Below are 20,273 nucleotides of genomic sequence, written 5' to 3' on the forward strand. Positions count from 1 at the left end.
TGCTTATATTATGATTGATTTTCCAAAGTATCCCCCTTTTCTCCGCCTGTAATCCAACAGGCGTTTTTTTTATGCCATAAACAAAGAAAACCGCCTTATTGGCGGTTTTCTTAAAATTTATAGGTCCATAATCTTTCTTTGCGGATCCAGTCTAGGAAATCTGCATCCTGATTTTCGAATTTCTCTTTCCAATCGATCACCATTGCTTCCGTTTGCGAACGGTGGGCAGTGAATGTGGCTACCTTTTTTTCTTCGACGGCAGTGATATCATGGACGATGTCGGGCTGTCCCAGTTCGTCAATGCAGTTATTCGAGAAGGCGACACAATGAAGTTTAGGTCTCTCTTTCTCTTCCATTCTTTCCACGGCCCGAACTACAGCCCGTGCTGTCGCTTCATGGTCCGGATGGACACTGTATCCTGGGTAAAACGTAATGATCAATGAAGGATTCAATTCATTGATGGCATCGGTGAATAATGAAGTCAGCTTTTCATCATCTTCGAATTCAATCGTCTTATCACGCAATCCAAGCATGCGTAAATCTTGGATGCCTATCGCATTTGCTGCATCGATTAATTCCTTTTTACGAATTTTAGGAAGCGATTCCCTTGTTGCGAATGGAGGGTTTCCTAAATTACGTCCCATTTCTCCTAAAGTTAAGCATAAATAGGTGACAGGAGTGCCCGCTTCTCTATGAAGGGCAAGCGTTCCGGAGACCGAGAAGGCTTCATCATCGGGATGTGGGAATATAACTAATACATGGCGTTCTTTTTCCAAGGTATATTTCTCCTTCCGTACTACTTACAGTAAGTATGTTTATCGGTGAATGGGAGTTTTCATCGGAATCATCATATGATATATATCAAGCAAGTTGTCATCATTCAAAGGGAGTGGGACTGAGCTGCATGGAGACAGCAAGCTTTCCGGAAAAATCAAGGCCTGCCAATAGCAATCTCCCCTGTTCATCCATTTCGAAGTGGTTAACGCCTTCTGCATATACCCAGCCAATATTGAGCTTCAAGCCGATGCGATAAGGTCCATCCCCAACTATCTTGCCATGTTCATACTGAATAAAAGCGTTACGAATATAAGCACCTGCCGAGAAGAAAGCTTCATCTACATGAGTGGCATAGGCGCCATTTGTCGTTTCAAGGTGAAGATATACATCTTGTCCGGCGAAAGAATCAATGGCATTTTGCACCTCTGTACGGTCTATAGGTTTCATTCGATAATTTCCTCCTTAACTGGGCGGCTAGATAAGCTTTTCCTTCTTTCTATTTTACTAGATAAAAACAAAAAAAGCGAAAAAGGCCGCTCGATGAATTTGAGCGGCCATTAAACTTGATGTTTTATTTTTGTGTTTTTTCCGCAACCCCATATTTATGGTATGCGCCATGATTGACGGGTCCGACATAGTCATTCATTTTCCAAGAATGGCGAACCGCTTCGGTGATGAAGTCTTTGGAAACGAGGATAGCTTCACGCGGGCTTTTCCCTTCAGCCAATTGAGCTGCAATGGCGGCAGAAGATGAACAGCCGGCACCATGTGTATTGGTCGTTTCGATTTTTTCCGATTCAAGGATTTCAAATTCTTGTCCATCATATAAAAGGTCGATGGCTTTATCATGATCAAGCTTATTACCGCCTTTGATCAAGACATATTTTGCACCAAGTGCATGAATCTTTTCAGCTGCAGCCCTCATATCATCAATCGTCTTGATAGGAGCAGTTCCCGCTAACTGAGCGGCCTCGAACAGGTTAGGTGTGACTACAGTTGCACGTGGAACAAGCAGTTCGCGCAGTGCTACAGCCGTTTCAGGGTGCAATACTTCATCTTCACCTTTACATACCATAACTGGATCGATTACGACTTTGTCCAGCTTCAACTCATCTATTTTACGGGCAACAAGTTCAATGATTTCCACTGATCCAAGCATTCCTGTCTTCATGGCATCAATGCCTATTGATAGAATCGTTTCGATTTGGGCTTCCAAAACTTCGACCGGTGTAGGGAATACATTATGGGCCCAGCCATTCTTCGGATCCATCGTCACGATTGTCGTTAAAGCGGACATACCGTAAACGCCGAATTCTTGGAATGTCTTTAAATCTGCTTGAAGACCTGCGCCGCCGCTCGAATCAGATCCGGCAACCGTCATAGCTCTTTTCATAGTCATTATGTGACCTCCTCAGGAGAATTAGATATCGATATTATCAGCATACCAGTTAATATCCTATTTTTAGAATATACCAAAATTTCTTTTATGTAAAACTTAGTTTTCAGCTTACTATGAGTGTCTTGGCGAAGGAAGGGCAATCGCCTCGTATAAGTCATTTTTCGAACCTGTAATTAAAGAAATTGGATGGATGTCAGCATGCACTTTTAGCTTTGGACCCTGCCTCCATCTTTTGATGGACAAAGCAAAGGTTGTGAAAGTGTCATTATTTTCAAATTTGATTTAAAATATTTAAATATAGTGGAGACACATTTAGTATAGCTTTTCCGTTCGATGCTGGATTAAACCCAAAAAGGGAGGTTGATTTCTATGGAATGGACCATGTTGCTTTTAGCTGGCGGGAAATCAAGCCGTATGGGAGTGAATAAGGCACTTTTGACCGTAGGCGGCATTGTGAACATTTCAAGAGTGGCATCTGAATTGAAAAAGGTGTCAGAAAACATTATGGTCATTACGAATACATTTGAAGAATATCATTTTCTGCAACTTCCGCTCATTCCGGATTTACATAAAGATCAAGGACCTCTTGGCGGATTGCATGCAGGGCTGACCTCATCAAAAACGGAGCTTCAGTTCCTTGCAGCGTGCGATATGCCGTTTGTGAGTGCAGATGCCATAAAGGATATCATTACCCATTATGAACCTGGATTCGATGCTGTCATTCCAGAAATAAATGGCAGGCTCCAGCCGCTTTTTGCTGTTTACCATAAAAGGTGTCTTCCTGTACTGACGGAGTGTTTATTAAAACATGAACTAAAAATGAGTCTATTCTTGGAAAAGATCTCGGTGAAAATCATGAAAGAAACCGACTTTACATTATATCGCGAGAATCCTGAACAATTTCACTACCTTTTTTTCAATATGAATACGAGGGAAGATTATCAAGAGGCAGATTATATTGATCAAACTGAATTATATAAAGGATGGTAGACATGAATTATAATATTTCAAAAGAGCCGATTGTCATCCAGGAAGTGATTGATAAAGTAGTCAGTCGAAATGCGGGTGCCGTCACGACTTTTATTGGTACAGTGAGGGAAATGACGAAAGGAAAAAAGACCCTCTTCTTAATTTACGAAGCGTATGTACCGATGGCCATCAAGAAATTGGAGCAAATCGGATCTGAGATCAAGGAGCGTTGGCCTGATGCAGAAACGGCGATCACCCATCGTGTAGGTAAACTAGAAATCACGGATATCGCAGTGGTTATTGCCGTTAGTACGCCACACCGAAAAGATGCATATGAGGCCAATAGGTATGCGATCGAAAGAATAAAAGAAATCGTCCCGATTTGGAAAAAAGAACATTGGGAAGATGGGGAAACCTGGGTAGGAAACCAGTTGGAAACCGTTCCATATCCATCAGGGAAACCGGAAGAGGGGGATATTGATGATTAATGTACTTTTATTTGCCCAATTGAAAGATGAGCTAGGCAAAGAGACTGTTTCAATAGAAGGAAATGGAATGAGTGTTGCCCAGCTAAAAGGAAAGATGAAAGTGGATTTTCAATTGGAAGGTCTTGAAACCGTGATGACAGCGGTCAATGAGGAATTTGCTGATGATGACACGATTTTATCTGATGGAGATACAGTTGCTTTCATTCCGCCAGTAAGTGGAGGGTGAAGCGTCCGGAAGGGAGGGCTCACGGTGAAAGAGCGATATTCAAGGCAAACTTTATTCGCCCCAGTTGGTGAAGGGGGCCAATTGAAAATTATGAAGAAGCATGTCTTGCTTCTTGGTGCAGGGGCTTTGGGATCAGCTAATGCCGAGGCCCTTACTCGTGCAGGAGTAGGGAAGCTTACCATTGTCGACAGGGATTATGTCGAGACCAGTAATTTACAGCGCCAACAAATGTATACGGAACGGGATGTCGCGGAGAAACTGCCAAAAGCAGAGGCGGCAAAGCGTCATTTATTGGATATCAACCATGAAGTTGAAGTGAATGCCATCATCATGGATGCAACTGCCCAGAATCTCGAACAGCTGCTTGGTGATGTTGATTTGATATTGGATGCAACCGACAACTTTGAGACACGGATGATTATTAATGATTTATCACAAAAGCTTCATATACCGTGGATTTATGGGGCATGTGTGGGGAGCGTGGGCATGACTTTGACGATCCTTCCCGGGCAGACTCCATGTTTGCACTGTTTGCTTAAAGCGATCCCGATTCAAGGAATGACCTGTGACACAGGAGGGATCATATCACCAGCTGTTACGATGGTAGTGGCACACCAAACTGCCGAGGCTTTGAAAATCCTTGTTGAAGATTGGGAATCGGTACGGCCTGCTCTAGTTTCTTTTGATCTGTGGAGAAATCAATACCAAACCGTTAAATTGACAAAAGCGAGAAAGAAAGATTGTCTCTCATGCGGAGAGCAGAGGACATACCCCTTTTTAACAATGGAAAATGCAACGAAAACGGCTGTTCTTTGCGGGAGGGACACTGTACAGGTAAGACCGCCAAAACCTCTGGAACTGCAACTCGAAAAATTAGCCAAAGATCTGGACGGCAGCGGTTATTTGGTGAAATTCAATCCGTTTCTTCTCTCCTGTGAAAAAGCTGGGGAACGTATCGTCATTTTCAAGGATGGCAGGGCGTTGATTCACGGTACGAAGGATATGGTCCATGCAAAGGCCGCGTACCAAAGCATCCTGGGATAATGCTCATAAAAAAACGAGGCCCCAGGTTTTGGGGCCTCGTTTTTTTATGAATCCATATAGGGTAATGGTACGGGTTTTAGTGTGTGACCCCGTCTTTGTTATCTTGTTTGGAAGCAACGATGACTACTTTTCCTTCGTCAAGAACTTCCTCGTAACGCTCAGCCTCCATATCGCTAAGGCCAAGGTTGCTCATTCGATTACGAAGTTCATCTCCGCGAGATTTAAAGAGATTTCCGACGGTATCAAGGAAACCTTGTTCCTTCATGCCTACACCTTCTGTATTTGTATTCTCGGTAAGGTGTTTAGAACGGGTTTTATCATGGGCAAACAAATATACATCGTCTTTCGTATAACCTGATGTAACTAATTCATCGATTTTTTCCTTTGCTTGTAAACCGTTTTCTACTACATGTACTTGATACATATAAACTCCTCCTTGAATTTCATTAAGGTTTTCTTGAAAATAGGTAAATGGAATCTTGCTTATTACAGTTGCTGATTGGCTATAGTAGTATATAACCTCATTTGGACCCTGTTAAACATTTATCTCAAAGAACATTTAGTAAGTGGTGAAGCGGAATACCTTCTGTATGCGATAGGTCAAGTATTTGAAGACAGGCAGTTTCTTTTGGTATTCACTGTAATCCACCGTGTATGTTCCGTTTTGATTTGTCCAGAGTCTATGGAAATAGCTGTCGACATCCTTGGAAACGTCCGCATCATTTGGAGCATGGATTTCAACATTCGCTTCTAGGTTATAGTCATCTAGATTTCGTGAAGTATAATTAGCCGATCCTCCAAGAATGACCGTTTCATCAGCCTTTTGGATCATCATCAATTTTGTATGGAACTGTTCTTTATCTGTTTTATACCAGCGGATCGAGATGTTTTCATCCCCAAGTTTTTCGAATTCGGCGGCAACCGGAAGATTGGGCAGCCCGATTTTTTCACTTCCGAATGCGTTTTGATTCGGATCCAATATCATTTCAATCTTCACACCCCGTTTAGCTGCATCCGTTAATGCCTCGACAACCTCGCGATCGGCAATGTAGAACATGGCAAGATGGATCTTGTCACCATTTTCGGCATCCTTAATTGCCTTTAGGACATGTTTATTGATTTTTCCTTCCGTTAGCAGTTGTACTGATATCGGCCCTTTATCAGCTGATTTCTCCTTGAACTCAGGAAATGACTTTGGTCCTCCCGAGAATTTCGAAGCGGCTTCTTCGGCTTTAACGAAATCGCCGATGATATTCCCGTCCATCTGGAAGGCAATATTGGAGTGGAAGCCACTTGCGTCATGAGGATTGGCAGATGAGATGATGGCCGTTTTTTCAGTCGCGACCACTTTTCTGTGATTGGCTTTGATATTCATCAGTCTAAGATAAGAACGCAAGGTGACCTTTGGTGCGCTTTTAGCCATTGGATTGACAATCCAGCCTTTCCCGCTTTCACCGAACCATTGGAAAAAGGTCCGATATACACCTGAATAGAGAGGATTCGGATCCCGGAGGCGGTCTAAGTTGGTAACAATGACATCAATTCCATTTTTCTTCATCGTTTCCAATGCCTCTAACTGGTAGGCATTATAGGAAGTATTCACTTCATCAGTAATGAATATAATCTGGAGGCCAGGTTTCTTTTTCTTCTGTTCAACCAGATTATCCTTCAGCGTCTCGGTTAACTTCGGGAAGTTTATCTTTTCATCATAAAAAGCATTAAACAAAAACATATCGATTACGATATAAGAATCAGCCTCTTCTATGGCTTGATTTATGGTTTGGAAAATTCGCTGCTCATGTTGCAGATTCCCTTGTTCGTCGTGATAGGAAAGATTATAGATGAAATCGATATCCTCGACATGATGAACCTTCCCTTCATAAGAAATGCCATCGGGAAGTGGCTTGTAGCTGTTATAGGCAATGACGATTGCAATGATGACCAAAATGCTGACAAGCAGATAAAATCGTTTTCTTTTGTACCACTTTTTCATAGGAAAGCCTCCAACATGGTTAAATTGCTTGCTAGCTTTCTATTTTCCCCTTTTTGGGGTATATAGAAACATAAATCGCAATCTATGGAAAAAGGCAAGGCGATGAAGTTTGATATAATATAGTTTCAAAAAGCGGAGAGGGGCTGTGGCAGATGGCAAAGCAGTTTTTAACAAATGATTGGTGGCCTCTATTGAAAGAGGAATTCAAAAAAGAATATTACCAGGAGCTATGGGAATTCATAAAGCAAGAGTACAGTCAGCAAGTCATTCATCCGGATCAGGACGATATTTTCAATGCGCTTCACTATACTCCTTTTGAAGATGTAAAGGTTGTCATCCTTGGACAGGACCCATACCATGGCCAGGGTCAGGCGCATGGCCTTAGTTTTTCAGTCAAGCCGGAGGTGCGCATCCCGCCCTCTTTAAGAAATATCTTTAAAGAGTTACACACCGATCTTGGCTATGAGGTACCAGATAATGGTTACCTGATCGAATGGGCAAAACAGGGAGTGCTTCTATTGAATACCGTCTTGACTGTCCGTGAGGGAGAGGCGCACTCACACCGCGGAAAAGGATGGGAAATCTTTACGAATCAAATTATTCGCCTATTGAATGACCGTCCGAAACCGGTTGTATTCATCCTGTGGGGGAAACCTGCTCAAACCAAAATCCCTTTGATTGATGAAGCCCGCCATAAAATCATTAAGTCTGTACATCCGAGTCCGCTGTCGGCTTCCCGTGGTTTCTTTGGCACCAAACCATTTTCCAAAACAAATCAATTGCTGATGGAATTGGGGGAATCTCCAATTGATTGGAAAATCCCGAACCGATGATATCGGCAAGAGAACGGAACGGGTGAATTGTATGGCGTGCCGTCATTTCTATATAACTTGGGATCTCAGTTTTCCAAAAGGCTGCCGTGCTTTTCAATTCAAAACATCAAACCAGCCTTCTCTTGATGTCTTTCGTTCTTCAGGAGAGCCATGCTTGAAATTTCAAGCAAAGCCAATTAAAAGGTAGGAAATATGCAAGGTGTTTTCTTCTCTGATTTTTGCTATGCTAGTTATGATAGTTTTGACCTGTATATAGACGAGGTGGTAAAGTTGGATATTTCATCAAGACAAATGTTAGATAAAATCGAAGAGCTTGTTTTAAAAGCGAAACAGGCAAATTCAGAGGATAAGGTGCAAGGGTATGTAATGGCCATTAAGTCCCTTTGTGAAGTGATGGTTGATGAAAAAGCTGCGAACATCAGCATACAGAAGCCAATCACATTGACCCAGCCCGTCATGCCGGCTACACCGAATGTAGAACCGGTTAAAATGGATGAGGCCAATGGGGATTCCTTGTTCGATTTTTAAATTAGGGAAGGGGAGCGAAATAATTGAAACTGTTCATCATTTTAGGTGCATTGAATGGGTTTATTGCTGTGGCACTTGGTGCATTCGGTGCACACGGCCTGGAAGGGAAAATTCCTGATAAATATTTGGAAACTTGGCAAACCGCTGTTCAATATCAAATGTTCCACGCGGTGGGTTTATTGGTGCTCGGTTTATTGGCTGGGAAAATTGATAGTCCGCTGATCAACTGGTCCGGCTGGCTTATGCTAATAGGAATTATCCTGTTTTCCGGAAGCCTATTCGTTCTAAGCGTTACGCAAATCAAAGTCCTTGGTGCCATCACACCGCTTGGCGGAGTTTCTTTCTTGGTTGCTTGGGTCTTAATGATCATTGCTGCGTATAAATACTTGTAAGGTCAGCTGAGGCTGTAGACAAATTCGAAGAAATCGAGTTTGCCTGCAGTTTTTTTATGGATTGTACAATTTGGACGTACATTACCGCTGCAGGCACTCGCTTATCCAGAGGCGGGCTCGCACCTTTTTCTCCAATCAACTTTGTTAGTACATTTAGATAGAAACCATACCTGATGAGTTGAAGGTGGAATGTTCCGAACCTCTACAAACTGAGCTGATCGATCTTTTTGGAAAAAGTCATGCCAATATAAGAAGAGCCTCAGAATCAAATGGATTCTGAGGCTCTTCTATATAGGATTTTTTTACCTTGGCGAATAGGTGGTAAGCCCAGTGCCTCCAAATGGATATTCATATTCGATTTCTTCATCGAACGTTATATAATCTAAGTATACCATCGGGATTAAGTATCGTTTTCCCGTTTGAGGATCGCTTATGATTAAATGATCGCGTCCTGCAGCCTCGATGATTCCTTTGAAGATCTTGGCATTCCATTCCTTGTTGTTTTCAAACGTAGTATAAACAGTGGCCAATTTCCCTTTATTCAAACGCAAGATGTTCTCGATGTACGACTGTTCGACCGGAAGCATGCCAGGTATCTGCGGTCCGGAAGTGGCTGGATTCACCTGCATCGGCATTTGTTGTGGCGTGCCTGCCATAGTCGGCTGTTGTGGCTGGTATGGTGGTTGTTGGTATCCTTGCTGCGGGTAACCCTGCTGCTGGTTAGGATTCTGCTGCCTTAGTTCAGGCTCATTATTTTCATAGGGGTAATAAGGGCTTCCTCCGTACGGGTAATTACCATAAGGATTATTTTGTGACATTGCATTCCCTCCTGAATTCAAGGTTTAGTTGATGCTGTGGAATTTGGATAATCCGAGAGTGTGGACTGGGAGAAACAGTGCGATTTATAGCGACCGGTAGTATTGTATATGTTTTCTGGACAATCCCCGGGTGGCTTAAAAAACCACAATGAATGTTAAGCGATACATAACGGCTGCCGTTCATGATATAAGCCATATCCTCTTGCCGGCTAATGAATAGAAGTAACGTTCCTTCACCTCGCTGGAGTCAGGAATTGCCTTGATCAATTTTCCTGAAGCTGAATGGGACTGTGAAAAAATAAATTCATCACTATTGAAAATGTATGGGATGGGGATTGGATTTATTCCACAGCCGGGGAAAAAATAAAAAGGAGCGGACGCAAAAAAAGCTTCCGGAAACCGGAAGCCCTTCGTCTTAAACGTATAGGAATGAAGATACATTTTCTTCAGGCAGGATATTGCCTACAAAGAAAGAGCCAAATGCAGCGTATCGTGCACTCACTTCATCAAAACGCATTTCATAGATTAATTTTTTGAATTGAAGGACATCATCTGCGAATAGAGTCACGCCCCATTCATAATCGTCAAAACCGACAGAACCTGAAATGATTTGTTTTACTTTACCGGCATAACTGCGGCCAATCAAGCCGTGGGAACGCATTAAGCCTTTGCGCTCTTCCATGGAAAGCATATACCAGTTATCATCGCCATCACGACGCTTGTCCATTGGATAGAAGCATACATGTTTCGCTTTTGGCAGTATCGGATAAAGTCTGGAACGAACATGAGGGTTCTGGTATGGGTCCTCACCATCTCCGCCAGCTAAGTAATTGCTTAATTCCACGACCGAAACGTATGAATAAGCGGGAATTGTATATTCGGCAAGCTTCGTTTTGTTGAATTCGTTTTCGATTGCATTCAATTCTTCCATGGTCGGGCGGGCAAACATAAGCATGAAGTCCGCTTTCTGACCAACGATGGAATATAGGGCATGGCTGCCTTCATTGTCGCTTTGTGTCATATTCCATTTATCCAGTAAACCTTGGAATTCCGAAATGGCCAATTGGCGTTCGTCACTTGATAACGTTTTCCAAGAAGCCCAGTCGATCAGGCGGAAATCATGTAAACAATACCAGCCGTCCAGTGTTTGTGCTGCTTCACTCATTACAATCACTCCTAAGTCTTATTATAACTTTAATATAGCATAGTTTCAGTATAAGGAAATTTATATCAACCCGCAAACACCATCATTGTTTTTCGGTGCTTCTGTAATTTTCAAATTTGCGGAGGGCTGGAATTTACCTGGCTGCTGGAGTATTCTTAAAAGAAGACGACAATGGATTTTACCGGATGGTTGAATATAGAAAAAATGGGGGAAACGTATCTAAAAAGGAGGAAGAGCCAATGAGTGATTTATTTGAAATATTGGAATCGAAAATTATGGGGCATAATCTAAAGATCGTTTTTCCGGAAGGGTTGGATGAACGGATTTTGGGAGCAGCAGGCAGGCTTGCCCAAGCTAAACTGGTGACACCGGTATTGATCGGGGATATCGGGTTGATTCAAGAGAAGGCAAAAGACTTAAAGATCTCCCTTGATGCAATCGAAATATATGATCCGAAGAATTATATCATGATGGATGAAATGATTGAAGCGTTCGTGAAGGTCCGTGATGGTAAAGACACTGATGTACAAGCACGTGAAATCTTAATGGATGAGAACTATTTTGGAACCATGCTCGTCCATATGAAACTGGCACATGGAATGGTTAGTGGCGCAACGCATTCTACTGCCGATACGGTTCGTCCAGCCTTAAAGATCATTAAAACGAAGCCGGGCGTCCAAAAAACCTCGGGAGTGTTCATCATGGTCCGGGAGGAAGAGAAATATGTATTCGCGGATTGTGCGATCAATATAAACCCGAGTTCCCAGGACCTGGCTGAAATTGCTATAGAAAGTGCGAAGACAGCATTAATGTTCGATATCGAACCGCGTGTGGCGATGCTGAGCTTTTCGACAAAGGGATCGGCAACATCCCCCGAGACCTTAAAAGTGGTTGATGCCGTCGATTTGGCAAAGGAAATGGACCCTGAAGTCATTCTTGATGGGGAATTTCAGTTTGACGCGGCCTTCGTCCCTTCTGTGGCAAGGAAGAAAGCACCGGATTCCCTTATACAGGGGGATGCGAATGTTTTTATTTTCCCAAGTCTCGAAGCAGGGAACATTAGCTATAAGATGGTACAGCGCTTGGGTGGCTTGGAAGCGGTCGGTCCGATCCTTCAGGGGCTGAATCGTCCGGTGAACGACCTTTCGAGGGGATGCAGTGAAGAGGATGTATATAAACTGGCTGTCATTACAGCTGCACAGGGATTTGTGGCGCAGTATCAATAGGCAGCTTGAGGATTAAATGTAGAGGGAGATTCGTATGGGTGAGACAGATTCATTATTAATGCAGCAAGAGTGGAGGATTATTGATCAATCTTCCGTTGGACCTCAGTTTCCTGCTCTGGAGTCCTTTGCGATGGATGATACATTTTGCGCTTCCGTTGGGTCAGGTAAATCAGCGGCTGTAGCCAGGGCGTGGGTACACCACCGAACCATCGTCATGGGTATACAGGATACGAAGTTGCCTTTTCTTAAAAAGGGCTTGGATCATTTGGAGGAACATGGTTTCCGGGCCATCGTGAGGAATTCCGGAGGGCTTGCAGTCGTCCTGGATGAGGGGGTCCTTAATTTTTCGCTCATTTTTCCTGAAAACGAGCAGAAAATTGAAATCAATCGTGGATATGATGCGATGTGGGAGCTTGTCCAATTGATGTTTTCCGATTTTCCAGTCAAGATGGAGGCGCGGGAAATCGTCGGTTCCTATTGTCCTGGCAGTTATGATTTAAGTATAAATGGGCAAAAGTTTGCCGGTATATCCCAACGCAGGATCCGCAATGGTGTAGCGGTGCAAATCTATTTGTGTGTCAATGGAAGCGGGGCTGAACGTGCCAGTCTCGTGAAGGGTTTTTATGATGCAGCTAAAGGAAATGCAGAAACCAAATTCGCTTATCCTGATATCGTCCCTTCGGTAATGGCATCCCTAACCGAATTGTTGGGTGTGCAATTGAGCGTTCAAGACGTGATGCTCAGATTCCTTCAAGTATTGAAGGAACATAGCGAAAGGATATTCTCTGACACACTTTCCGCTGAGGAATGGCCGCTGTATGAGGCGTACTTGACGAGAGTGGTCGAACGCAATGATAAAGTGTTCGATGCATTAAAGGATTGATATGAAAGAAGCCGTTCCATTAAGTCAGGAATGGCTTCTTTCATTTAATACGACTTTAGCATTCACTGAAACTGTAAAAGGACTGTATGATAGGCGGAGATAGTATTCCTTCTTTCTTGAAACAATGAAAAAAAGAGCCTTGTTGGCTCCCTTTTTTCGGATAAATAGGGGTGAAACGGCCTCTGGCATGTGGTTGATCTATATAACAGAACCCCACATTATCTTATTTATTACTCGGCCATTTTTTCCAAATTGCCATTCCGGTCCATCTTGAACTTCGTTGCCGGACGTTCCTCTTCCTCTAACAAGACCAGCTTTCTTGCTCGATTCATGATATTCATCAAAGTTTCATAATCTTCCTGCATCAAGCCGCTGTTTTGTTCTAGGTGGCTGATTTTATTCTCCAAATCTTCGTTTCGCTTTTTCAGTCCTTTAATTTCAAGCTTCAATCTTTCATTTTCGGTTTTTAATACTTCAGCTTGAAGCATGCGGCCGTTCATGGATTCCAAATAGGCGATGACGGCATCAAGGCTCATGGCCGATTCCAAAGTAACTGGTGTGTGCTGTGTCTTAGGAGTGAGGGCTTCTGCCACAACGAATTCCTCTGCTGCTTCATAATTGGCAGTATCGACTTCGGTATTCAACTCTAGTTCCTCCTCTTGTACATGGGGAACCATTATGTCGGAAATCGTTGGGGACGGCGGTGTATAAAGAAGCCGTTTTTTCCCTCCTTGATCTTTTCCAAGGATCCTTTGCCGCTGCTTACGCTGTTTCTTGGCAAGGGATAGCGCTTTATCATAATTATGGCGGACAACTGCATTCCAGCGGAATCCGCATGCTGCAGAGGTACGATTCAACTTATCTCCTACCTCTTCAAAAGCATTAAGCTGAGTGCTGCCTTCCCGCACATGGCGCAATACCGTTTCTGCCAAAAGTAAATCATCTTCTTCTGTCCAGGCGTCTTGACGAACCTTCATTTCTACATACTCCCTTTCTGGTAACTTTTAAAATAAATAACTATATAAAATATCGTGTGGCAGTGATTTATGGGTGTTCTACTAGCATTTTGGACAAAATATGGATTTTTTATACAAAAAGGTTAAAAGGATACTAGTTTTTTGATTAATTACATCATTTTTCACATCATTCAGCCCTCTTGATATTCATAAGTAGAAACGGTAAAATACCTTTTAGTCATATAAATGGATGAAATACAGTTTGTCATGGAAAGGATGGTGACCGGAGGATGTCCAATGAATTCAGAGTGTGCGATGACTGCTTGGCGGTAAACATAAAAACATTGATCCCGCGTCTTGAAAAGCTTGATCCCGACGCGAAAATTGAAGTGGGCTGCCAATCCTACTGCGGTCCTGGCAGAAAGAAGTCTTTTGCCTTTGTCAATAACCGTCCGGTTGCTGCACTGACAGAAGACGAGTTACTAGATAAAATCAATAAAAAACTAAAGTAGGATCCATGATATATAGGTAGAGTGGATTGTTTCTTATGATATATGGAACCAGTAATCATCACCCAGATTCGACACACTGCGGTGATTTTTTATTTCCTTATTTTCGAGACAAAACCAGACTGGAACTTCCGTTTTCTTAAAAAATGCCCCCTCTTACTAGCAAGGTGGAAGTTAGGGTTTTTTGTCAAAACACGCTATAATGAGTGCATCGAGATTATGAAAAAGAGGGTAGTTCATGGGATATTCCGGCGAAAAATTACAAGAAGAAAAAGTATTCAAGGATCCGGTGCACCGATATATACATGTTCGTGACCGGGTTATATGGGATTTAATAGGGACGAAGGAATTCCAGCGGCTTCGTAGGATCAAACAGCTGGGAACGACTTATTTAACCTTTCATGGTGCGGAACATAGTCGGCTTAGCCATTCGCTTGGAGTATACGAGATTGTCCGGAGAATCGTGGATGATGTTTTCGAGGGCAGACCGGAATGGAAACCAGAGGAGCGGTTACTATCCTTGTGCGCAGCCCTCCTGCATGATTTGGGTCATGGTCCTTTCTCTCATTCTTTTGAAAAAGTGTTTGATCTGGATCATGAGCAATTCACGCAGCAGATAATCGTCGGCGATACGGAAGTGAATAAGATCCTCCTTAGAGTTGGGCGTGATTTTCCTAAAAAAGTGGCAGAAGTCATCGCGAAAACCTATAAAGGCAAATTAGTAGTCAGCCTGATTTCAAGTCAGATCGATGCTGATAGAATGGACTATTTACAGCGTGATGCTTATTTCACTGGCGTGAGTTATGGTCATTTCGATATGGAAAGGCTTTTGCGTGTGATGAGGCCAAGGGAAGAACATGCCGTCATAAAGCAGAGCGGGATGCATGCTGTTGAGGATTATATCATGAGTCGCTACCAAATGTATTGGCAGGTTTATTTCCATCCAGTTACGAGAAGTGCGGAGGTCATACTTACCAAGATCCTTCATAGGGCGAAACATTTATATGAATCCGGTTATGAGTTTGCCCAAGAACCGCACCATTTTTATTCATTGTTCAAGGGAGAAGTGACTTTAACGGACTATTTGAAAATGGATGAATCGGTGATGCTCTATTATTTCGAAGCATGGGAAGAGGAAAATGATGCGATTTTAAAAGATTTATGCACTCGCTTCGTTAACCGTAAACTATTTAAATATGTGGAATTCCATCCGTCGAACAGTCAAATGAACAGATTGATGGAATTAAGGACGCTATTCAAGAAGGCAGGCATCGATCCGGATTATTATCTTGTCGTCGATTCCTCATCAGATCTGCCGTATGATTTTTACCGGCCGGGTGAGGAAGAGGAGAGACTTCCGATTCACTTGCTTAAAAATAATGGCGAAATTCGTGAATTATCACGTGAATCCGAAATTGTCGATGCAATTTCAGGGAAAAGAAGAACGGATCATAAGTTGTATTATCCAGCGGATTTATTGCGTGATGAATCTACGAAGAAAAATATTAAAAAACAGATCCGCAAGCTTTTGGAGCTATCGGATTAAAGTGGTACATTTTTGGTGAGGAGTGACGGGCCTTGTTTAAGGATCATGCAAACATTATCAATGCAATTTCTACTGCCGGTGAAATCTCGGGTCGAAAAAAATTACAAAAAATCGTTTATATCGCGAAGAAGCTGTCCTTCCCATTTCATGAAAAGTTTCAATTTCACTTTTATGGACCGTATTCGGAGGAGTTGACCTTACGGATTGAAGAGCTCTGCGAAATGGGCTACTTGAATGAAGTAAGGGAAAAAAAAGCAGGCTATTATCAATATTGTTATTCGATAACGGATGCCGGCCAGGATTTCCTATCCATACAGGAAGTGGAGATGCCGGCACTTGAGGCATGCTTACAGGATATGAACGAACAGAATGCCAGGTTTTTGGAGCTGGTTTCAACGGTATTATACTTCGACACGCTTGAAAAAGAGGAAGTCACCGAGAAGATTTTTACGCTGAAAAGCAAACAAAAATATACCCTTGAAGAAATTGATGAGGCATATGAATATATTGAGCAGTTAAAAACAAAAGCTAAGCCGAATTGATGGCTTAGCTTTTCCCCATTATGTAGATCTTATAGATCGCTTTTACGGACACCGGCTACTGCTAAATGATTTTTTGACATTTCTTCAATGAAAATCGTCACGGCTTCAGCTGGTGCTCCAGTTGTTTCCGTCACGGCTGCAGTCACCTTTTCGACTAAAGCCTTTTTTTGTTCGTCTGTACGGCCTTCAAGCATTTTGACTGTTACATATGGCATCTCTTTTCCCCCCTTCCTCTCTTATCTTGTAGTGTTTCACAATGGAAAAAGAATTGCAAGACACGGAAGTCAGAGTTTTTTCACTTCTTGAGCTTTTGATGTATACTAACGGTATTAAACATTGGGGGAGAAGCTATCGATGGAATTCATTGATCAAATAGAACGGTTTTTGGTTTATCCTTTGGAAAAGCTTCCATATGTCATTGTGTCACTGTTGATCGCATTTACGGTTCATGAATTTTCCCATGCGTATGTGGCCTATAAGTTCGGTGACCCGACAGCAAAGAATGAAGGGAGAGTCACGTTGAATCCGATTTCACATTTGGATCCGATCGGAACTCTGTTGATATTGATAGCCGGATTTGGTTGGGCGAGACCCGTACCGGTCAATCGTTTTCATTTCAAGAATCCAAAATTGGCAGGAGTGCTCGTCTCTTTTGCCGGTCCGTTCAGCAATTTGCTTGTTGCAATTTTAGGGTATTTGATTTTTTACGGGTTGCTGGCGGCAGGCGTTGGACCCGAGTTACCGTTTTTCGTCGAGCCCTTCTTAAATATACTCATAAATTTAAATGTCCTTTTATTTGTATTTAATCTGTTACCGCTGCCGCCTCTCGATGGTTATAGGATCGTTCAGGATCTTGTTTCAGCAGACTTGCGGGCAAAAATGACCCAGTATGAACAATATGGCTCCCTTATTTTTTTGATTCTGATCATCACACCGCTGAGTCAATATACAATTAGACCGATTTTGGATACTGGCATTAAATTTGTAGGAGGCACCTTGAGTCAATTTTTTTCACTTTTGTTTTTTTAACCAATAATAAGGAATGACAAACGATAAAGGGGGATATGAACATGGAAGAACAACCAAAGAAAAAGGTAGGCTTCAATATTATAAAAAACGACCCAACAGAAGGCCATGGCGGATATGGGGCAGGGGTATTAACACTCGATAATATTTCCCCGGTCATCATCGATGTGGATGCGGGTGAAGCAGAGGTCGATATCGGTGCGATGCACGCAAGGAGTGCAGTGGAAAAAGGGATCAAGTTCTTAAAGACTAAAGAGGAAGTCCCGAATGCCAAACCCTACTGGCTTGTTTGGGTGACCATTGAAGCCACTCAAAATGGTCCGCACTATGCAGGTGTGACAGCATGTGAAATGACGGTCGACAGGTCAATTAGACGCGGTTACAAATCGCTCCCGGAGCATGTCAACCGGATGGATAAATCGCTAAAACGGAAGATCATCGTTGAGGACATGGACGATAAATCAAAACGTGTGCTTGCAGACTTCCTGAAAAACCATGATGCGGGAATGTGGGAGCGTTCTTCAGATCAGCTGAAGGATTCATTGACGGTTTGAATCTCGTTTGATGGATGAAATGTTAAGTTTAGTGAAAAATGCACTTGTAGGAAAGCGATAAAATCAGTAAACTTAAAGACAGCAGTTTAGTCACTGTGGAACTAGGACAGAAAAACCCCCGAAGCCTCTGCAGGCTTCGGGGGTTTTTCGTTATCCCCAAGGTTTTAAGATTTTCTTGTACCAAGGGGCCTTTTTAAGTTCTTCTTCTTTTGGGGCATGTTTCGGATTCCCGCCCTTAAAGTGCTCGGCACAGTATTCGACAGGCTCGGTTCCTTTAACATAATAAGTCATTCTTGAGACGGGACAATCCTTTGTGGCCAATTTTCCGCTTACGGGATTCACGTTTACCCCGATTACGTTTTCGGTTTCCTTAAATGATTTTGCCGGTTTACCTTTTAGACCCTTTTCCATATAGGAAGCCCAGATTTTCTTTGCATAGCCTTTTTCAGCAGGGATCTCGATCTTTTTGCCTTGGTCATATCCAGTCCATACTCCTGCTACAAGCTCCGGTGTGTAGCCGATCATCCAGCTATCCGTCGGGGTGGAGCCTGATTTGCCGGCATATGGGCGGGTCAGCTGGGAACTGATGGTGCTGCCGGTCACTTTCGTATAGCCATTTAACGTTTCATCGAAAACACCTGTAAGCATCTGGGTCATGACAAATGCCTTGTCCTTATCCAGAATCTGTTTGGGTTTCTCCTTTTCATCAAAAATCACTTCACCTTTTTGATTTTCCACCTTTTTGATAAACACGGGTTCAACCTTCTTGCCGCCATTAGCCAGAATGCTGTATGCGTTCACCATTTCAATCGCCCTAACACCTGACGTACCGAGTGCCAGGGAAGGGACCGCATCCATCTTTGCCGTGATTCCGAATCGGCGCGCCGTATCGACCAATGACTGTTCCCCAAGGAACAAATGCGTTTTTACGGCAAAGATATTATCGGAAAGAGCAATGGCCTGAGCCATCGTGATTTCGCCTTCCGCATACTGATGGTTATAATTATGCGGTGTGTAAGATGAGTGACCATCATCGAAAGAAAAGGTAGTTGTCTCGCTTTTCAAGGTGGTGGACGGTGTGAAACCATTCTCCAGCGCTGAATAGTATAGCAATGGCTTCATGGTTGACCCAGGCTGGCGAACGGCCTGGGTGGCCCGATTGAATGGAGACTCGGAATAATCTTTACCGCCGACCAGCGCACGGACCTCCCCGGTATCCGGATCCATTGCCACTATCGAGGCTTGAATGCCTGAAGACTTGGGTATGGTATTGGAAAGGACCTCTTCAGCAGCATCCTGCTGGGTTTCGTCCAGTGTCGTATACACCTTAAGGCCGCCGAGCTCGATCGTCCGGTCATCTAAATGAAGCTGAGATTTTAAAGCCTGCTTGACGGCATCCTGGAAATAGGGAGCGGTCTTCTTGGTGACCGTTCCGTGTTCCCCTTTTAATGTAAGGGATGTTCGCAGAGCTTCCGCGATATCCTTTTCTGAAACGTAGTTTTTGCTTTTCATGGATTGCAGGACAACTTTCTGCCTTGATTTCGCTTTTTCAAAGTTATCCAATGGAGAATAGTTTGACGGCCCTTTTGGTATTCCGGCCAGCATGCTCGCTTCAGGAAGAGTCAAATCCTTGGCATCCTTGCCAAAGTAATATTGACTTGCAGCCTGGGCTCCATATGCGCCATGGCCATAGTAAATCGTATTTAAATAGCCTTCTAGAATTTCCTTTTTGGAGTAGTTCATTTCTAAACGTATCGTATAAAAGGCCTCATTAAGTTTACGCGACCACGTTTTGTCATGCCCAAGAAACAGGTTCCGGGCATACTGCTGGGTAATGGTGCTTGCACCCTGGACCTTGGACATTGCCTTAATATCGGCAAGGATGGCACCGCCGATCCGCTTTATATCAAATCCATAATGAGTGTAAAATTGGCGGTCTTCAACGGCGACAGTCGCTTTGATGAGCTGTGGTGAAATCGACTCCATTCCGGCCCAATAACGCTTCTGGCCATTATCTGTTTCACCGATCACATTTCCATCATCACTGTAATAGAGAGTGGACTGCGGCACGACCAAAGGAGGCGGACCTAATATTTTTGCGTAAATCAGTAAAGAGAGAAGCAATACAAAGAGTATTGTCAGCCCGATTGCGGCAAGGATAATGAAGGCCCGTACATATTTAGTTGTCCTTTTAAATCGTTCGCTTGGAATCAATTCCATTGCTTTCACCTCTCTTATCGGGTAAGAATCTAGTATCTATTACTATTATGGAAAAAAAAGAAAATTTTAAACATAAGAACTGCATTTAAGAAATTTATCTTGCAATTCTGCTAGATTCGTCTATAATTTTTCTAGCTAATGACTATACCGATTTTGGGGAACCTATAAGGTGACTGACA

Annotated in this window: 24 protein-coding genes; 14 read left to right on the forward strand and 10 right to left on the reverse strand. The window is 43.0% G+C overall.

What is annotated here, in order from left to right; all coding sequences use genetic code 11:
- Positions 1-110 precede the first annotated feature (110 nt).
- The 3 genes from bshB2 to pdxK all read right to left on the reverse strand — a co-directional run bounded on the left by bshB2 (position 111) and on the right by pdxK (position 2,176).
- Positions 111-776 (reverse strand): bacillithiol biosynthesis deacetylase BshB2, encoded by a 666-nt coding sequence (gene bshB2, locus OTG27_RS00630; RefSeq protein WP_034315960.1) that lies wholly within the window; start codon positions 774-776, stop codon positions 111-113.
- Between the two features lie 100 nt (positions 777-876).
- Positions 877-1,224, reverse strand: coding sequence for a YojF family protein (locus tag OTG27_RS00635; protein WP_034315946.1), 348 nt, complete (start codon positions 1,222-1,224; stop codon positions 877-879).
- Between the two features lie 124 nt (positions 1,225-1,348).
- A complete protein-coding gene (gene pdxK, locus OTG27_RS00640) occupies positions 1,349-2,176 on the reverse strand; it encodes a pyridoxine/pyridoxal/pyridoxamine kinase (RefSeq protein ID WP_170946897.1) in 828 nt (275 codons plus the stop codon).
- A gap of 369 nt (positions 2,177-2,545) precedes the next feature.
- Between pdxK and mobA the strand changes: the two genes are divergently transcribed.
- Genes mobA through OTG27_RS00660 form a run of 4 tightly spaced genes read left to right on the forward strand, consistent with a single transcriptional unit; the run spans position 2,546 to position 4,903 of the window.
- Positions 2,546-3,166: a molybdenum cofactor guanylyltransferase gene (gene mobA, locus OTG27_RS00645; RefSeq protein WP_268935961.1), complete on the forward strand. Its 621-nt coding sequence runs from the start codon at positions 2,546-2,548 to the stop codon at positions 3,164-3,166.
- A 2-nt stretch (positions 3,167-3,168) separates the two neighbouring features.
- Complete coding sequence (locus OTG27_RS00650; RefSeq protein ID WP_268935962.1) at positions 3,169-3,633, forward strand: molybdenum cofactor biosynthesis protein MoaE; 465 nt, start codon at positions 3,169-3,171, stop codon at positions 3,631-3,633.
- Complete coding sequence (moaD, locus tag OTG27_RS00655; RefSeq protein ID WP_034315925.1) at positions 3,626-3,859, forward strand: molybdopterin converting factor subunit 1; 234 nt, start codon at positions 3,626-3,628, stop codon at positions 3,857-3,859. The genes OTG27_RS00650 and moaD overlap by 8 nt, the downstream gene beginning before the upstream one ends.
- 24 nt (positions 3,860-3,883) lie before the next feature.
- Positions 3,884-4,903 (forward strand): MoeB/ThiF family adenylyltransferase, encoded by a 1,020-nt coding sequence (locus tag OTG27_RS00660; protein ID WP_098185029.1) that lies wholly within the window; start codon positions 3,884-3,886, stop codon positions 4,901-4,903.
- Between the two features lie 76 nt (positions 4,904-4,979).
- On the opposite strand, the gene OTG27_RS00665 is transcribed toward OTG27_RS00660, so the two are convergent.
- Both OTG27_RS00665 and OTG27_RS00670 read right to left on the reverse strand, forming a co-directional pair.
- A complete protein-coding gene (locus tag OTG27_RS00665; protein ID WP_053536921.1) occupies positions 4,980-5,327 on the reverse strand; it encodes a YflT domain-containing protein in 348 nt (115 codons plus the stop codon).
- A 135-nt stretch (positions 5,328-5,462) separates the two neighbouring features.
- The gene (locus OTG27_RS00670) at positions 5,463-6,896 is read right to left on the reverse strand and encodes a phospholipase D family protein (protein ID WP_268935963.1); all 1,434 of its coding nucleotides are present in this window, start codon (positions 6,894-6,896) and stop codon (positions 5,463-5,465) included.
- 152 nt (positions 6,897-7,048) lie between these two features.
- On the opposite strand from OTG27_RS00670, the gene OTG27_RS00675 reads away from it, so the two are divergent.
- The 3 genes from OTG27_RS00675 (at position 7,049) to OTG27_RS00690 (ending at position 8,649) form a co-directional block, all read left to right on the forward strand.
- Positions 7,049-7,729, forward strand: a complete 681-nt coding sequence (locus tag OTG27_RS00675; RefSeq protein WP_268935964.1) for a uracil-DNA glycosylase — start codon at positions 7,049-7,051, stop codon at positions 7,727-7,729.
- A gap of 270 nt (positions 7,730-7,999) precedes the next feature.
- Positions 8,000-8,257, forward strand: a complete 258-nt coding sequence (locus OTG27_RS00685) for a YwdI family protein (protein WP_268935965.1) — start codon at positions 8,000-8,002, stop codon at positions 8,255-8,257.
- A 23-nt stretch (positions 8,258-8,280) separates the two neighbouring features.
- The gene (locus OTG27_RS00690) at positions 8,281-8,649 is read left to right on the forward strand and encodes a DUF423 domain-containing protein (protein ID WP_053536916.1); all 369 of its coding nucleotides are present in this window, start codon (positions 8,281-8,283) and stop codon (positions 8,647-8,649) included.
- 302 nt (positions 8,650-8,951) lie between these two features.
- Here the strand turns inward: OTG27_RS00690 and gerQ are convergent, their stop codons facing one another.
- Both gerQ and hemQ read right to left on the reverse strand, forming a co-directional pair.
- The gene (gene gerQ, locus OTG27_RS00695) at positions 8,952-9,467 is read right to left on the reverse strand and encodes a spore coat protein GerQ (RefSeq protein ID WP_268563621.1); all 516 of its coding nucleotides are present in this window, start codon (positions 9,465-9,467) and stop codon (positions 8,952-8,954) included.
- A gap of 415 nt (positions 9,468-9,882) precedes the next feature.
- A complete protein-coding gene (gene hemQ, locus OTG27_RS00700) occupies positions 9,883-10,632 on the reverse strand; it encodes a hydrogen peroxide-dependent heme synthase (RefSeq protein WP_053536913.1) in 750 nt (249 codons plus the stop codon).
- Between the two features lie 239 nt (positions 10,633-10,871).
- Between hemQ and pta the strand changes: the two genes are divergently transcribed.
- Positions 10,872-11,858 (forward strand): phosphate acetyltransferase, encoded by a 987-nt coding sequence (gene pta / locus OTG27_RS00705; RefSeq protein WP_268935966.1) that lies wholly within the window; start codon positions 10,872-10,874, stop codon positions 11,856-11,858.
- A 34-nt stretch (positions 11,859-11,892) separates the two neighbouring features.
- A complete protein-coding gene (gene lipL / locus OTG27_RS00710; RefSeq protein ID WP_057278205.1) occupies positions 11,893-12,741 on the forward strand; it encodes an octanoyl-[GcvH]:protein N-octanoyltransferase in 849 nt (282 codons plus the stop codon).
- A gap of 230 nt (positions 12,742-12,971) precedes the next feature.
- Here the strand turns inward: lipL and OTG27_RS00715 are convergent, their stop codons facing one another.
- Positions 12,972-13,718, reverse strand: coding sequence for an RsfA family transcriptional regulator (locus tag OTG27_RS00715; RefSeq protein WP_095390579.1), 747 nt, complete (start codon positions 13,716-13,718; stop codon positions 12,972-12,974).
- Between the two features lie 269 nt (positions 13,719-13,987).
- Here OTG27_RS00715 and OTG27_RS00720 point away from each other — a divergent pair, with 269 nt between their 5' ends.
- From OTG27_RS00720 to OTG27_RS00730, 3 genes are all read left to right on the forward strand, one after another.
- Positions 13,988-14,209, forward strand: coding sequence for a YuzB family protein (locus tag OTG27_RS00720; RefSeq protein ID WP_034315903.1), 222 nt, complete (start codon positions 13,988-13,990; stop codon positions 14,207-14,209).
- 235 nt (positions 14,210-14,444) lie between these two features.
- Entirely contained in the window at positions 14,445-15,752 is a 1,308-nt protein-coding gene (locus tag OTG27_RS00725) for an HD domain-containing protein (RefSeq protein WP_034315900.1), read from the forward strand.
- A 32-nt stretch (positions 15,753-15,784) separates the two neighbouring features.
- The gene (locus OTG27_RS00730; RefSeq protein ID WP_034315899.1) at positions 15,785-16,294 is read left to right on the forward strand and encodes a YwgA family protein; all 510 of its coding nucleotides are present in this window, start codon (positions 15,785-15,787) and stop codon (positions 16,292-16,294) included.
- Between the two features lie 29 nt (positions 16,295-16,323).
- On the opposite strand, the gene OTG27_RS00735 is transcribed toward OTG27_RS00730, so the two are convergent.
- Positions 16,324-16,509 carry a 2-hydroxymuconate tautomerase gene (locus OTG27_RS00735; protein ID WP_034315897.1) on the reverse strand — a complete coding sequence of 62 codons (186 nt, stop codon included), beginning with the start codon at positions 16,507-16,509 and terminating at the stop codon, positions 16,324-16,326.
- Between the two features lie 139 nt (positions 16,510-16,648).
- Here OTG27_RS00735 and OTG27_RS00740 point away from each other — a divergent pair, with 139 nt between their 5' ends.
- Together OTG27_RS00740 and OTG27_RS00745 are read left to right on the forward strand one after the other, a co-directional pair.
- Positions 16,649-17,323, forward strand: a complete 675-nt coding sequence (locus OTG27_RS00740; protein ID WP_222620034.1) for a site-2 protease family protein — start codon at positions 16,649-16,651, stop codon at positions 17,321-17,323.
- A gap of 41 nt (positions 17,324-17,364) precedes the next feature.
- Entirely contained in the window at positions 17,365-17,874 is a 510-nt protein-coding gene (locus tag OTG27_RS00745; RefSeq protein ID WP_268935967.1) for a YwhD family protein, read from the forward strand.
- 150 nt (positions 17,875-18,024) lie between these two features.
- Here OTG27_RS00745 and OTG27_RS00750 read toward each other — a convergent pair whose 3' ends face one another.
- Positions 18,025-20,094, reverse strand: a complete 2,070-nt coding sequence (locus tag OTG27_RS00750; protein ID WP_268935968.1) for a transglycosylase domain-containing protein — start codon at positions 20,092-20,094, stop codon at positions 18,025-18,027.
- Positions 20,095-20,273: the final 179 nt, after the last annotated feature.

The organism is Peribacillus sp. AS_2, assembly GCF_026891895.1.
Classification (GTDB): domain Bacteria; phylum Bacillota; class Bacilli; order Bacillales; family DSM-1321; genus Peribacillus; species Peribacillus frigoritolerans.

Excerpts from the sequence above, each read along its gene's own strand:
- moaD (WP_034315925.1), top strand. The coding sequence starts at position 3,626 with ATGATTAATGTACTTTTATTTGCCCAATTGAAAGATGAGCTAGGCAAA.
- OTG27_RS00735 (WP_034315897.1), bottom strand. The coding sequence starts at position 16,509 with ATGCCATATGTAACAGTCAAAATGCTTGAAGGCCGTACAGACGAACAA.
- pta (WP_268935966.1), top strand. The coding sequence starts at position 10,872 with ATGAGTGATTTATTTGAAATATTGGAATCGAAAATTATGGGGCATAAT.
- OTG27_RS00650 (WP_268935962.1), top strand. The coding sequence starts at position 3,169 with ATGAATTATAATATTTCAAAAGAGCCGATTGTCATCCAGGAAGTGATT.
- mobA (WP_268935961.1), top strand. The coding sequence starts at position 2,546 with ATGGAATGGACCATGTTGCTTTTAGCTGGCGGGAAATCAAGCCGTATG.
- OTG27_RS00675 (WP_268935964.1), top strand. The coding sequence starts at position 7,049 with ATGGCAAAGCAGTTTTTAACAAATGATTGGTGGCCTCTATTGAAAGAG.
- hemQ (WP_053536913.1), bottom strand. The coding sequence starts at position 10,632 with ATGAGTGAAGCAGCACAAACACTGGACGGCTGGTATTGTTTACATGAT.
- OTG27_RS00740 (WP_222620034.1), top strand. The coding sequence starts at position 16,649 with ATGGAATTCATTGATCAAATAGAACGGTTTTTGGTTTATCCTTTGGAA.
- gerQ (WP_268563621.1), bottom strand. The coding sequence starts at position 9,467 with ATGTCACAAAATAATCCTTATGGTAATTACCCGTACGGAGGAAGCCCT.
- OTG27_RS00635 (WP_034315946.1), bottom strand. The coding sequence starts at position 1,224 with ATGAAACCTATAGACCGTACAGAGGTGCAAAATGCCATTGATTCTTTC.
- OTG27_RS00725 (WP_034315900.1), top strand. The coding sequence starts at position 14,445 with ATGGGATATTCCGGCGAAAAATTACAAGAAGAAAAAGTATTCAAGGAT.
- OTG27_RS00745 (WP_268935967.1), top strand. The coding sequence starts at position 17,365 with ATGGAAGAACAACCAAAGAAAAAGGTAGGCTTCAATATTATAAAAAAC.
- OTG27_RS00715 (WP_095390579.1), bottom strand. The coding sequence starts at position 13,718 with ATGAAGGTTCGTCAAGACGCCTGGACAGAAGAAGATGATTTACTTTTG.
- OTG27_RS00750 (WP_268935968.1), bottom strand. The coding sequence starts at position 20,094 with ATGGAATTGATTCCAAGCGAACGATTTAAAAGGACAACTAAATATGTA.
- lipL (WP_057278205.1), top strand. The coding sequence starts at position 11,893 with ATGGGTGAGACAGATTCATTATTAATGCAGCAAGAGTGGAGGATTATT.
- OTG27_RS00670 (WP_268935963.1), bottom strand. The coding sequence starts at position 6,896 with ATGAAAAAGTGGTACAAAAGAAAACGATTTTATCTGCTTGTCAGCATT.
- OTG27_RS00720 (WP_034315903.1), top strand. The coding sequence starts at position 13,988 with ATGTCCAATGAATTCAGAGTGTGCGATGACTGCTTGGCGGTAAACATA.
- OTG27_RS00665 (WP_053536921.1), bottom strand. The coding sequence starts at position 5,327 with ATGTATCAAGTACATGTAGTAGAAAACGGTTTACAAGCAAAGGAAAAA.
- pdxK (WP_170946897.1), bottom strand. The coding sequence starts at position 2,176 with ATGACTATGAAAAGAGCTATGACGGTTGCCGGATCTGATTCGAGCGGC.